The organism is Streptococcus oralis, assembly GCF_001075675.1.
In the GTDB taxonomy this organism is placed as follows: domain Bacteria; phylum Bacillota; class Bacilli; order Lactobacillales; family Streptococcaceae; genus Streptococcus; species Streptococcus oralis_V.
The window spans coordinates 1-14,779 of record NZ_JUNW01000042.1; the positions used below are offsets into that span (position 1 = coordinate 1).

Sequence of the window (14,779 nt, forward strand, 5' to 3'; positions counted from 1 at the left end):
CAACATAATAACGGCCACCATCTACCCATTCATTCTTGGCCATCTTTCCATCTGATTTGAGGTAATAATTTCCTACCCATTTATTGCGAGCAGAGCTTCCTTCTGCTGTTAGATAATAATATGAACCATAGTTTTTATCATAAATCCAGTCACTTTTAACCTTTTTTCCATCAGAATCAACATAATAACGACCACCATCTACCCATTCATTTTTAGCTCTCTTTCCATCTGATTTGAGGTAGTAATTTCCTACCCAGCCAGACTGAACTTTAGATTGTGATTTATCCTGTTTAGGAGTTGTTTCTTTAGTTTTTTCAGCCGGTTTTGGTGCTGGTGTTTTTGGTTTCTCAGCAGGTTTTTGTGCTGGCGTTTTCGGTTTCTCAGCTGGTTTTGGTGCTGGCGTTTTTGGTTTCTCAGCTGGTTTTGGTGCTGGCTTTGGCGCTGGTTTTGGTTGCCACAAACCATCGTCTCCTACATAATAACGACCACCATCTACCCATTCATTTTTGGCCATCTTACCATCTGATTTTAGATAGTAATTACCTACCCATTTGTTGCGAGCGTAGCTGCCTTCTGCTGTTAGATAATAATAGGATCCATAGTTTTTGTCATAAATCCACTCAGCTTTAGCCATCTTACCATCTGATTTAAGATAGTAATTGCCTACCCATGTGTTGCGAGCGTAGCTGCCTTCTCCTGTTAAATAATAGTATGACCCATAGTTATTGTCATAAATCCATTCATTTTTAGCTCTTTTCCCGTCTGATTTTAGATAGTAATTACCTACCCATGCGTTTCGAGCGTAGCTGCCTTCTGCTGTTAGATAATAATAGGATCCATAGTTTTTATCATAAATCCATTCACTCTTAGCCATTTTACCATCTGATTTAAGATAGTAATTACCTACCCAAGCATTTTGGACATAGTTTCCCGAAGCATTTAGATAGAAATAAGAATTAGCTTTTTTATCAAAAATCCACTTATTAGTAACTTTAGTACCATTTTCATAGTACGATGAGCCTACCCAACCAGACTGAGCTGTAGATTTGGACTTATCCTCTTTAGGACTTGTATTTTTAGGTTTCTCAGCAGGTTTTTGTGCTGGTGTTTTCGGTTTCTCAGCAGGTTTTTGTGCTGGTGTTTTTGGTTTCTCAGCAGGTTTTTGTGCTGGTGTTTTCGGTTTCTCAGAAGGATTTTGCGCTGGTGTTTTTGATTTCTCAGCTTGATTTGACGCCGAAGTTGTATTCTCTTTTACAACCTTACCATTTTTAGATGCATCCTTTTCTTGAGCAGAAACATGCTGAGCCGAAAAAGGAAAGTCTCCAGTTGTATCTGATAATGCAATAAGTCCCAGTGTTGCAGTTGCTAAGCTGGTTACTAAAATTTTTTTTGATTTTTTCATAAAAATCTCCATTATTTTTATTGATTTATACTTATAGTATACCATATATTTAATTTTGCTTTCAAATCAAATATTAAATATTAACAAATAAATCTAAAACTTAATTAAAAAATTCATAATCATATCACTTCCAACTCATACAATCCTCTCACTGCGTTACAGCCATAGATAGTTTCCGCTTGGTCCAAGTCTGGCACAGTCAAGACTTTTTCCTCTACCTGTCCTGTTTCTAGCAAATGCTGACGGTAAATTCCTGGCAAAATTCCAAGACTGGTAGGCGGTGTGTAGAGTTTACCAGCGATTTTCAGAACTAGATTCCCGATAGACGTTTCCAATAGCTCTCCTGCTGCATTATGGTAAATGATTTCCTGTTCCCCTAGACTTAAGTGTGGTCTATGAGTTGTTTTAAAGTAAGTAAACGCTTGATTCAAATCTGCTTCTTGCAGACAAAGCTTAGCTTTGCAGAAACTTGGATTGAGGGGTGTTAAGATTTGGCGACTGAGTTCTATCTCTCCAGATTTGCTGAGGATGATTCGCAAACGGTAGTCCTGTTGGAAATCGCAGGCCTGACACTCTTTCTCTATCTTTTGTCTCAGGTTTTCTGAATCAAAAGGATAGGCAAAATATCTACTAGCTTTTTTCAGTCTTTCCAGATGTTGTTCTTCAAACAGCAGTTGTTTTTGGCTGATTTTTCCAGTTGTAATCAATTGAAAGCGAGTTTGTTTACGATAGAGAACAGCCGCCTTTTGATGAACCTCACGGTATTCAGACTCCCAGGTGCTATCCCAAGTAATCCCTCCGCCAACCCCATAAATGGCTTGACCCTTGTAGAGTTGAATGGTCCGAATGGCGACATTAAAAATCCGGCGCCCACTTGGAAGCAAGAGACCAATCGTTCCGCAGTAGACTCCTCTGGGTTGGGGCTCCAAGTTCTTGATAATTTCCATGGTCGCAATTTTGGGAGCTCCTGTGATAGATCCACATGGAAAGAGCGAACGGAAGATTTCAACTAGGTCAACATCCGGTCGTAACTGACTCTTGATGGTTGAAGTCATCTGCCAAACGGTCGAATACTGCTCCACCTGACACAGACGCTCCACATGCTCACTTCCAACTTCAGAAATACGGTTCATATCGTTTCGCAAGAGGTCCACAATCATCATATTTTCAGAGCGATTTTTAGGATCCTGCTCCAACCAGCTAGCCTGGGCAAGGTCTTCTTGGTCAGTCACTCCACGCTGAGTCGTTCCCTTCATTGGTCGCGTTGTCAACTCACGGTCATTTTGCTCAAAAAAGAGCTCTGGACTCATGGAAATCACTGCCATCTCATCATGTTCAACATAGGCATTGTAGCCCGCCTCCTGCTCTACCACCATACGATTGTAAATGGCAAAAGGATTGACACTCAAGTCTTGCTTAAGTTGGACAGTGTAATTTACCTGGTAGGTGTCCCCCTGACGCAAATGATGGTGAATCTGGGAAATAGCTTTTTCATAGTTCTCTGCAGATGTTTCTTCCTGCCACTTTGAAGGCAAATCTACTTCCTCATAAGTCAGAGGAATAGGCGATGTTTCTACGCTATCATGAACCGTAAAATATAGCAGATACTCTGCCAGTAAAGGAGCTTTATGAACTGCTAATTTCTCCTCAAATGCAGGTGCAGCCTCGTAACTGACATAGCCCACCACATAATACCCTTGCTCTTGGTAGCTTTCCACTTGTGCCAGCAAGTCTGCCACTTCTGCTAAATCTCTCGTTTTTAACTCTTTGATAGGCTGAGTGAAGGTGTATCTCTCCCCCAAAGCCCTAAAATCAATCACTGTTTTTCTATGCATATCTTAAGTATAGCACAAAAAGGCAGATACAGACAAAGCTGATCTACCTTTTTTCATTTTACTAGTCCTATCTACTATTTAGTGAATAAATCTCCAGTAAATCCGTCTGATTTCTGCAAGAGTTGTTTGTAAACTTTCCATTTAAGATTCACTGTATTATCAAATTTATTACCTTGAAGGTCTTTTTCAACTGCAGCATCGAATAGCTCTTGAAGTTTTTCATATGTTGAAATCTTTTGACCATCAATTTCAATTTCTACAAAACCTTTCTCAGCTTTAGCTCTGACTTCTTTATACCATTCTTTCTTCCACTCTTCTAATGTATTAAATCTACCTTTAGAAACTTTTTGGATGATAAAGTCATCACCTAGACCTACGTTACCGGCTGCTTTAGATTCTTGTTTATACTTGTTAGATGCATACCCTAAGAACCCATCAAGGTAACCGTAGTAGCCCCACATACGGAATGTATTGTGTTTGAATGAGATTGAGCCAGCCGTACTCTTACTTGTGTTACCACCGTAAATACCAGTCATCATATTCACAACAGTATAAGCAGAATCGAATCCTTCAGTACGGTAATGACCATTACCTGGTAGCCCGTGTTTAGTAGCGAAGTTGTTATCTACAAGTTGATCAATAGCTGTCAGTTTCATACTCTTCTCATCATCATTTAAATCACGAACTAAATCCCATTGGTGTGGTGCACCTTCTAACTTATTATAGCTCGCTTTTTCGCGATATTTCTTATCGATTTTCTTGAACCACTTATCGTTAGTTCCAGTATTTTTCTTGATGACAGATTCTGCTTCTAAGTAATCAAGCATCATCATTGATTCGTTATAGTTCTTCATGTAGTGATTAATCTTCTCACGACTACTTAACATATTAGGATCATAGTTATAAATTTGTGTACCATCATTTTTACGTTCGTACGCCATATTTAATCCAAGTGAACCATATTCACCATTATAGTTTGTAAGAGATGGCGATTGTAGCATACCTTGAGCAAATGATTCAATATCTGTCCCTTCACGGTGACGCCATGTTCCTAAGTAGGCCATACGGTCATTGATATGAGTTGTTTCGTGAGTGAATGCAGATGTACCAAAATCACTAATCATACTAGAGATGATGTAGTATACAGCTTCTGAATTTTGTGGGTTAGAAAAGATATAAGCATACGCACCCATACCGTTATATCCGTGCCATTTACCTGTAGGTCCATAGAACTCACGAACTGGAGCATAGTCACCATTCTTATTATGACCCATTCGGTCAGCCCATCCATTACCTGGAACATCTTGGTTATCCCAAATTGCTGATGGAACCATATTTTCAGATTTCAACAATTGATTACGTACATTATCAGCGGCAAGTCTTGACCAGAAGTCTAAGTAATTAATTTGCTCTTGTGCACGTAAATCGATTTCTTTCTTAAACGCTTCACGTTCAGATTCTGTATTCTTACCATATTTCTCAAATGCACTAAACGCTAGCGTATTGTACGTTGAAATTATGAACATGTGAGCCTTCTTCGTATTAAGAAGTGGTAAAATGTATCGACCATGTTCACTGTTATTTAAGTTTTCATATAAGTGATATTTCTTATTAGCAAAATCAGGGTTAGATGATTGTTTCTCAACTACATAGTTAGTATGAGAAATAGCTTTCTTATACCATACATTCATATCAGTATCTTCTGTAAAGAGTTTCATGTTGTATGTTAAGAAGTCATTTAAATTACCTTTACCTGTTGCTCCCGCAATCACATCACGATAAGCATCTTGAGTTCGATCCCCTTTCAAGAAATGTTCACGTGAACCAATTTGAATCAATCTATCGATAACGCTAACGTTCTTACCATAAAAATCAGGCTTGAACATCATAAGATCTTTAATGCTCATATCATTGTATTTAAATCCATAATAACGATTTAAATAAGTAAGAGCCATCATAATTTTAGCTTTGTTGTCTTCTACTTTTTTAAGAAGAGCTTTCATGGCAGCTTCATCACTATTCAATTGATGGTCTTCGTTTTCGGCTAAAGCTTTGACTAATTTATCCAAATTAGCTTTCGTTTCTTCAAAGCTTTCTTCAAGGAATAGATTTTTAATATAACCATCTTTACGACCATCAGTATTTTCTTCAGCTTTGCCACGTTTGTCCATTAACGCACGCACTTCAGGAGAAATCAATTCAACACCTGCTAATTTTGCTTTAATATCGTTGATTAATTGTGTTCTATCTTTAACAACCATATTCGGTGTATAAACGACGTCACCAAGACCTTCGATACTATATTCACGAACTTGTTGGACTTGAGAATCAGCTTTACGTGTGACAACTTTTTCTTCCTTAGTACCATCCGCATAGTGAATCATAATGTGACTAGCATCAGATAAGTCCGTCACGAATTGACCATCTTTCATACCTGTTACAGACAATACTTCTGTAGTTAGTAATTTAGATCCTTCTGGAATCTTGTTACCTTGATTGATAATCCACTCTTTATTGTAGAACGGTTGAAGTTTTTCAATGTTACGGTAAGCAAGCTCACGGTCAATTCTGTAATCTTGAGTATCTTTATAGGTCTCATCTAATGATTTTGTATTGTTGAGAGTGTCCTCAATTAGAGGTTTAATTTCAAACTTATCAGCAGTGATTCCCATTGCATCAATCTTGGTATTAGCTTCTTCGAGACTAATTTCTCTAATTCTATGTGAACGAGAATATTTGAACGAATGTTTACCTGCACTAACATCTTTTACAACAAAGTTTCTTTCAAGAGCATTATTCGTGAAGTATCCCCCATCGTAATCAATATCACTGGAACCATAGAATTCTTCACCGTTCTCAACTTTCATCATTGAAACATTATTTTCAAGTTTACCCCATACCCAGTTCTTGCTGACGAAACCTCCAACATCTACAGGTGATTTAACTTTAATTGTTCCTTTAGCGACTGAATTTCGTACAGTCCCATATTTACCGATGCCATTAGGGTCCGAACTATTGTCAACAGTAGACGCAAGACCAGCAGCCCGAGCCTTAGTTGCTGTAATATCAGCTTCTACATATGTTTTATTCGCATGGCCTTTCCAAATCTCACCCACAATACCAGCAAGATTCCATCCTTTATCCCCAACACCATCAATTTTACCAATGAAAGCAACATTATTAACTTTAGCGCCCTCACCATCTAATTTATTAACCACACCAGCAAGATCATTTTTCGCAATAATATGGCCTGTAACTTTGACATTTTCGATTACAGCATTTTTAACAATTCTTGCAACAGGTGCAATATTTTCTGCCCAAGGCATATTAATATTCACATTGCCAAGATTGATATTCTTCACAGAAGCATTTTCAATACGCTCAAACAATGGTCGAGCGATATTATGAATGGTATACTGTTTTCCATCAACACTTGTTAAATGACCATTAAATACACCTGGTACATATTGTTTATTTGGAGTTGGAACATTTGCTGCGTTCAAATCTGCACCAAGCTTAAACGTCCCCTTACGATTAGCTTGCATTGCTTTTACCAATTCATTGAAATCGTAGTAGACATTCTCTTCGTGAGATTTTGGCTTGGCAAAATAATGAACATATTCTTCACTGAGTTCATTACCATTAGTATGCTGAACTAGATCAGGAGCTTTAGCAGTGACCTTGTATAGTGTTTTTCCATCGACAGTAACTTCTTCGATTTTATCCACAGCAAGACGGGTCACCTTATTATCATGCGTAGCGATTTTTAGATAGTATGGTTTTACATCAGTTGGAACAGAAGTTAAGAAGCTACTATCCGTTTCAACACCATCAGTATCAACACTTATTAAGCTTGTTTCTTTAATATTTTTGACTTCAACTTTTTTGAGGTCAATTCTTAGTGGTTCTTCTTTCAGAACTTCTTCTTCATCACCCTCACCACGGTCATAAACCATCTTCGTTTCAAGTTTATAATCCTTGTAGTACTGCAAATCTGTCAGACTAGCTGTTAAGTTGTCTGGCGAAATAGTCAATGTTTTGACAATTTTATCACCCTTTTTAAGAGTTAGGGTAATGGATTTTATAGTTGCCTTACTTGGGTTTTCTAGACTATACTTAACATCTGAAGTACGCTTCAAATCCTTAGGCTCAACTGCTGTGATGGTCAATACTGGTTTTTCAAAGGTCTTGGTACCACGTTTCAAAATTTTGTCTTGAGGTGCCTCAAGGATTTCCTCTGTAACTTTTGGAGCGTCCTCTGTTTTAACTCCCTTAATGGTATTAAAGGTCTTGGTGATTTTTTTCTGGCCTTCTTTTCCTTCTTGAGCTACAACTTCTAAGCCTTTTTTCAGTTGGTCATCTTCTTTAACAACTTCCTTAAATGGAATCTTTTCAAGACTTTCTTCTACAAGAGTTCCTTCAATTGGTTTTGTCCCACGACTTACCTGTTGGTTTACAGGCTCCTTGGTAACTTCTGTGCTAGTTGAAAGAACTTGGTCAGTTTTAACACCTTCTACTGTTTTATAAGTTGTTTTAGTAACTTGACTACCTTTTTCACCATTTCTTACGACAGTTTCTTCGTCCGTATACTTGGTTGGATCTTCAGTCGTTTCAGTTTTGTAGTCTAGGTCTGTAGTCGATGTTTCAACAAGGGTTCCCTCAGTTACTTTGTACTCAGGTAACTGTTCTTGTACAAGAGCTTGACCTACTTTACCTTCCTCTTGTGTACCTTTTACTTCTACTGGAGCATCTGGTAATGCAGGTTGAGTTAAAGCTTGACCTTCTTTGCCAGATTCTTGAGTTCCTTTAGCTACTTGGTGAGTTGGTTCAGCTTGTGGTACTGGAGTTGGAGCAGGTTGTACCTCTTTCTTAGTTCCGACTGCAATGACTTGCGATACAGGATTTTGAACCACTTGGTCTTCAATGACTTCTCTAACTTCTTGACCATTGACCATCGAAACTTTGGTTACAAGACGACGCTGACCATTTACTCCGGCTGTGACGATACGAGTCTGTCCTTCTGCTAGATTCGCATCTGGGCTTGTGACTGTTTCAAAAGGAATCTCTACCAAGCTCTCTTCCTGTCTAACCTGTGGCTTCTCAGAAACTGGTTTATCTTCAACAGCAGGAGCAACTGGATTCTCTACTAGAGGTTTCTCGACGACAATTTCAGGAGTAACAGCAGGTCTATCTTGAACGCCTTCGTTTTTTTCGATTTCTTTTGAACTTTGCTTCTCTACTGGCAACTGAGGCTGTTCAGCTGAAACTGGTCTTGATGGATGGAGTTCCGCTTCCTTGAAGTATCCGATGTATTCATAGCCATCAATATAGATAATCCCTTCAGCCAAGCCTTCATGTGTTGAGGCCGAAATAGTTTGGTTATAAGAAAGCAATTCTTTATTTTCAAATGCAAATGTCCCATAAGGTACAAAAGTGCTTGCTCCCAAAGAACCAATCAAGAGAACACCTAGGACCTTTTTGCGACCTTTTTTGGATACCAAAAAGACTGCTAGTGAGGCTGTTGCCAAGCCAAGACCAGCCAAGGATAGTTCTTTACTTCCTGTGTAAGGAAGTTGTTGACTGTTAGTTGCTTTCTTGCGATAAACTACATAGAGAATATCTTCATCTTGAAATTCTGTAGGAACTTCATGGTGAATCAGGGCTTTTTCAGACTCGGTCAATTCCTGCTCCGCCAAATAACGGTAATGAACACTATGAGCACCGCTAACTTCATTGGCATGCACCTTATCTACTGAAAGAGTACTGGCACCAAAAAGGAAGGCCCCGATAGCTACAGGACCTACCCCAACAGTGAGCTTACGAATCGAATATTTGGTAATTTTTTCTAGTTGTTGTTTTGTCTTTTTCATTCTCATGACTTTCTGATAGAATCTTGTGGATACTGCGCACGCGCACCTCCAATTAATTTTGGACGACTAGCTAGAGCCGTTACATGGGCATGACCAATTTCTCTCAAAAGAGGGCGAATTGGAACCTGAACATGCTTGACATGCATGCCAATCGCAGTATCTCCGATATCCAATCCAGCATGGGCCTTGATAAATTCAACCTCAACTGGATCCCGCATAAACTTGAAGGCTGCCAACTGACCCGAACCTCCTGCATGAAGTGTAGGAAGGACACTGACGATTTCAAGACCAAACCGCTCTGCCACCTGACGTTCAACGACGAGGGCTCGATTGACATGTTCACAACCTTGAACAGCTAGATGAATCCCTTTTCCCTCTAGGATAACTAGAATGGTCTTCACGATGATTTCCCCAATTTCTTGACTGGATTCCTTGCCAATCTGACCACCTATCACTTCACTAGAAGAAAGGCCCAAAACAAAGATTTTTCCCTGATTCAAATTGGCCTTTTCTAATACATCTTTTACAATCTGACTTGTGTCTCTTTGAATATCTTTTTCCTTCATACTTGATACCTCTTTTGTCATTATCTATCATATCGTTTTTTCTACGTTTTAGCAAGATAGATAGCCTAGAAAGCTTGCCCAATTACGCATAAAACTCCCAGAATAGACTGGGAGTTAGCTAATTGCTATTTTATTAATGCATATTTCAACTGTCGTCCCTTTTTCGGGTGCAGAATTGATCTTCATCTGGTAATTGTCTCCAAAATGAAGTTTGAGGCGTTGGTTGACATTTTGCAGACCAACTCCCCCACGTTTGAGCTGACTTTGACTACTATCGCTAGTAGCTTGGAAACCAACACCATCATCCTCAATGCGGATGATTAGTCCTGAATCCTTTTTCTGGACGGAAACTTTAATATGTCCCTGTCCATCTTTCTCCTTGATGCCATGATAAAGGGCATTTTCTACAAGGGGTTGTAGCACCAGTTTAGGCAAGACTAAATTATCAAAGTCAGAATCTTCATCAATCTCATACTCCAGCTTATCACCATAGCGTTGTTTCTGGATAAAGAGGTACTGGCGGACATGATTGATTTCATCAGAAAGAGAAATCAAATCCTTTCCTTGATTGAGCGCCAAGCGGAAATAGGTCGCCAAGGACTTAGTCACCTGAACCACTCGCTGACTATCCTGAAATTCAGCCATCCAGATGATAGTGTCCAAAGTATTGTAGAGGAAATGCGGATTAATCTGACTTGATAGGGCTCGAAGTTCATACTGACGGGTCGTTTCTTCCTGCCTGCGAATATCAGCCATTAGCTGATCAACCTGATCCAACACGGCATTAAACTGGCGAGTCACTTCTCTCAGTTCATAGGCACCAGCTTCCTTAGCACGAAGATTCTGATCACCAGTAGCAATTTTCAGCATGGTTTCTCTCAAATCCTCCAAAGGCGCAATCCAGCGTTTGAGACTGAACCACACCAAGCAGAGACAGGCAAGAAGAGATATTACACTAGCACCAAGCAAGGTCCACATGAGTTGACTCCGAACCTGGTCTAACTTCTCCAGTGAAGACACGCCTATAACCGTCCAGTCAGATCCTGCAATCTTTTCCTGACTCACATAGGATTGGTGGTCTGGAGTATAACCCTGCCCTGTCTCAATGTAGGGTTTCATGGCCTCCATTTCGCTAGACGAACTATAAACTGTACGTTTAGGATGATAGACAAATTCATGCTTTTCATTGATGATAAAGGCAAAGCCCTGCTGGCCCAACTGGAGTTGATTTAGATAGGCTTCCAGAGTTTCATAAGAAATATCCAAGCGAAGCACGCCCAAATTAGCTCCCTTTGCATCAACAAGTTCCTGAGTAACAGAAATGACCCACTGGCTGTCTGATTTACGAGCTGGTGTCAAAACCGGATTGCCCCCCTGATGAATGGCCTTTTGGTACCAATCCTCTGCCATCATATCTGAGGAAGTTTTCATCTGCACACTGTCATCAGTGGAAATGACCTGACCGGATTTGGTTACCAGTACCACCGTTTTCAGGTCCTGGTCTGCCTTTAAGATGGTCAAAAACAGATCTCGAATTCCCTTGGCTTGGACTTGGTTAGGATTCTCAGCATAGGCTAGGACATCCTTCTGCTGAGTCAAACTGGTAGAGGTGGTTTCTAATTTTTTGATATAAGACTGAATAAAGTGGCTAGTTTGGCTAATGGTCGTTTGGCTATTACCCTCAATAGTGGCCTCAATGGCTGCTGAACTAGATTGATAATAGAAAGTCCCAACCAGAGCTAAGAGAATGAGAAAGACCAGAAAGATGGAAATAACCATTCTTACTAGGAGAGAAGAACGCTTCATCGGCCTTCTCCCTTCTTAAACTGACGAGGTGTCACACCTGCAATCTGTTTAAAACGTTGAGTAAAATAGTTCATATCTTCAAAACCAACCTTTTCGGCTATCTCGTAAATCTTTAAATCTGTAGTCAGAAGCAAGAGCTTGGCTTGTTTAACACGCTCTCTCACCAGATAATCCTGAAAGGGCAAGCCCAACTCTTTCTTAATCAAGGAGCTCAGATAAGTCGGACTAAAACCCAAGTCACTGGCCAAAGACTTCAAACTAAACTGACTGTCAGCTAGATGGGACTGGATTTTCTGAGCAATATTTCCCTCAAACTTATCAGTTAATAAATCTTGTAACTGCTCTTCTTTTTCTTCCTTGTCTAGTTTTTGCTTGATTTTCCCCAACATTTCCTCAATATCCTGACGAGAAAAGGGTTTGAGCAGGTAATCATCTACACCGAGTTTGACAGCAGACAAGGCATAATCAAAATCATCGTAACCTGTCAAAAATACCAGATGCACCTGAGGATAGGTTTCTCGGACCAGACTGGCCAACTGGATGCCATTTAACTGAGGCATATTGATATCAGTTAAAATGATATCTGGCACCTGCTTTTGAATCAAATCCCAAGCCTGTCTTCCATTTTCAGCCTGACCGATGATTTCCATATCGTATGCTGCTACATTGACCAACTTGGTCAAGCCTTGTCTTACCAGATACTCATCTTCTACGATTAAGATTGTGTAGGTCATGCTCCGCTCCTTTACCACTTACTAGTATCAGTATAGCAAAATTCTCCTCTAACTGCTTAGGAAAGACTTCTTAATCGACATAATCTAGTAAATAGGCATAGCCTTTTTCTGCCATTTGGTCTTTGGGAATAAAGCGAATAGAGAGACTATTGATACAGTAGCGCAAGCCACCCTTGTCCTGAGGTCCATCTGTAAAGACATGGCCAAGGTGAGAATCTCCAACTCGGCTTCTCACTTCCATGCGTGTCATATTGTAAGACTTATCTTCCTTGTAGGTAGCAACATCTGGACTGATTGGTTGGGTGAAACTAGGCCAGCCACAACCAGACTCAAACTTGTCCTTTGATGAAAAGAGGGGTTCGCCAGTTGCCACATCCACATAGATACCAGATTCAAATTTATCCCAATAGCGGTTTGAAAAAGCTCGTTCAGTTTGATTTTTCTGGGTAACTGCATACTCCTCAGGTGACAAGGTCTTTTTCAATTCTTCATCACTTGGTTTAGGATATTTGCTGGCATCGATGACGGGGTAGGCAGCCTGATTGATATTGATATGACAGTAGCCATTTGGATTTTTCTTGAGGTAGTCTTGGTGATAATCCTCAGCCACCACAAAATTCTTCAAGGGTTCCTTTTCAACTGCCAGAGGTTGGTCGTATTTCTTAGCAACTTCATCAAAGACTTGGTTGATTACTTCCAAATCCTGGTCATCTGTGTAATAAACGCCAGTACGGTACTGGGTTCCCACATCATTTCCTTGTTTATTTTTGCTGGTTGGATTGATAATGCGGAAGTAATGAAGCAGGATTTCTTTGAGGGAAATTTGATTGGCATCATAGGTAACATGGACAGTCTCTGCATGTCCTGTTTGGTTAATCAATTCGTACTTGGTTGTTTCCCCTCTACCATTTGCATAGCCTGAAACGGCATCTGTCACTCCGGGAACGCGTGAGAAGTATTCCTCCACTCCCCAGAAACATCCCCCAGCTAGATAAATTTCGTGCAAGTCTGCGTCTTTACTCACTTCTGTTTTTTTCACTGTTTTTCCTCCTTGGCTAACTGACGCTTTCTCAATTTGCGAGCTATCTGTCTGCCCTGTATTTCGCATCAATAGAAAATAGAAACCGGTTAGGACTAGGAGAATGACCCCTGCCAAGACAAACAATTTTACTTTATCATTCATAGTCTTTCTCTACCCCATTTCTTTCAATGTCTTTAAAATCATATCCTTATCCATAAAACCTGGTTGCGTTTTGACCAGCTTGCCTTCCTTGTCTATAAAGGCTTGAGTCGGGTAAGAACGAACACCATAACTTTCCAAAAGTTTGCCTGACGGATCAATTAAAACCGGTAAATTTTTATAATCCAATCCCTTGTACCAGTTCTTAAAGTCTGTTTCCGCTTGTTCTCCTTTGTGACCAGGAGACACCACTGTCAAGACCACATAGTCATCACCTGCATCCTTAGCGATTTCATCCGTATCTGGAAGACTGGCTAAACAGATAGAACACCAAGAAGCCCAGAATTTAAGATAGACTTTCTTGCCTTTGTAATCAGACAAGCGATAGGTCTTGCCATCTACTCCTGTTAGTTCAAAATCAGCGACTGCCTGACCTTTAGTCGCAGTTTGCGAGCTGACTTGTTCTGTTTTGGATTGCTCCTTCATAGTTGATTCGTCTGACATGTTTTTAGCCGAACAAGCTGCCAAGCAACAGATTGAGCCTACTCCAAGAAGACATGTTTGCCATTTTTTCATTTCTTTTCCCTCTCTATTCAAATAATGTAGTCAAAATGGAAGCATTTCCCAAAAGCACCAAGATTCCCATCACGATAATGAGGAAACCACCCACTTTTTTGAGGGTTCCGAGATAAGGATGGAGTTTTCGGAAATGTTTCAAAACATAGCTGGAGGCGAGAGCTAGAACTAAAAATGGTAGCGCCAAACCCAGCGTGTAAACCAACATGAGACCAGCTCCCTGCCAAGCTCCTGAACCACCTGAAGCCGCTAAGGCCAAAACAGACCCCAGAACCGGCCCTACACATGGCGTCCAAGCAAAACTAAAGGTTAACCCCAGTAAAAATGCTTGACTATAGCCGTTACCCTTTTGCCCCTGTCTCTTTAATTGTAGCCTTTTTTCCTTGTAGAGCCCCTGCAAATGTAAGACTTCCATCTGGTGTAAGCCCAAGAGAATGATGACCGCACCTGTCACATACTGAAACCAAGAAGCATACAGCAAATTGCCTAAAAAACCAGCTCCATAGCCCAGTAAGATAAAGATAAAAGAAATCCCCGCTATAAAGGCCAGAGTTCGCACTAAACTAACAAGTGAGATTGAAAATTTTCCACTAGAAGCCTGTGCACCATCTTTGTCATCCAACAAGACCCCTGCATAGACCGGCAACAAGGGTAAAATACAAGGAGAAAAGAAGGAAAGAATTCCAGCAAGAAAAACACTGATAAAAAAGATTACATTGTCCATTGCCTTCCTCCATTCTTTGATTTGATAGGACTATTATAGCTCCAAAACTCCAGAAAAAACAGGGACAATGATAGGGAAAAATAGGA

8 protein-coding genes and 1 pseudogene are annotated in these 14,779 nt (G+C 40.1%); all 9 read right to left on the bottom strand.

Going from position 1 to position 14,779, the window contains the following annotated elements:
- A pseudogene (locus ADM50_RS05980) lies at positions 1-1,402 on the bottom strand (Ltp family lipoprotein); the annotation flags it as partial.
- 119 nt (positions 1,403-1,521) lie between these two features.
- Positions 1,522-3,237, bottom strand: coding sequence for an aminodeoxychorismate synthase component I (gene pabB / locus ADM50_RS05985; protein ID WP_049484851.1), 1,716 nt, complete (start codon positions 3,235-3,237; stop codon positions 1,522-1,524).
- A gap of 74 nt (positions 3,238-3,311) precedes the next feature.
- On the bottom strand, positions 3,312-9,107 hold the full coding sequence (locus ADM50_RS05990; protein WP_049484852.1) for a ZmpA/ZmpB/ZmpC family metallo-endopeptidase: 5,796 nt from the start codon (positions 9,105-9,107) through the stop codon (positions 3,312-3,314).
- 2 nt (positions 9,108-9,109) lie between these two features.
- Positions 9,110-9,673 (bottom strand): TIGR01440 family protein, encoded by a 564-nt coding sequence (locus ADM50_RS05995; protein ID WP_049484853.1) that lies wholly within the window; start codon positions 9,671-9,673, stop codon positions 9,110-9,112.
- Positions 9,674-9,787: 114 nt separating this feature from the next.
- The gene (locus ADM50_RS06000) at positions 9,788-11,479 is read right to left on the bottom strand and encodes a cache domain-containing sensor histidine kinase (RefSeq protein ID WP_049484854.1); all 1,692 of its coding nucleotides are present in this window, start codon (positions 11,477-11,479) and stop codon (positions 9,788-9,790) included.
- Positions 11,476-12,213 (bottom strand): response regulator transcription factor, encoded by a 738-nt coding sequence (locus tag ADM50_RS06005; RefSeq protein WP_000222604.1) that lies wholly within the window; start codon positions 12,211-12,213, stop codon positions 11,476-11,478. Before ADM50_RS06005 ends, ADM50_RS06000 begins: the two co-directional genes overlap by 4 nt.
- A gap of 70 nt (positions 12,214-12,283) precedes the next feature.
- Positions 12,284-13,396 (bottom strand): peptide-methionine (R)-S-oxide reductase MsrB, encoded by a 1,113-nt coding sequence (gene msrB, locus ADM50_RS06010; RefSeq protein WP_049484855.1) that lies wholly within the window; start codon positions 13,394-13,396, stop codon positions 12,284-12,286.
- Positions 13,397-13,405: 9 nt separating this feature from the next.
- Positions 13,406-13,969 (bottom strand): redoxin family protein, encoded by a 564-nt coding sequence (locus tag ADM50_RS06015; RefSeq protein WP_000759254.1) that lies wholly within the window; start codon positions 13,967-13,969, stop codon positions 13,406-13,408.
- Positions 13,970-13,982: 13 nt separating this feature from the next.
- Positions 13,983-14,693, bottom strand: a complete 711-nt coding sequence (gene ccdA2 / locus ADM50_RS06020; RefSeq protein ID WP_049484856.1) for a thiol-disulfide oxidoreductase-associated membrane protein CcdA2 — start codon at positions 14,691-14,693, stop codon at positions 13,983-13,985.
- Positions 14,694-14,779 lie beyond the last annotated feature (86 nt).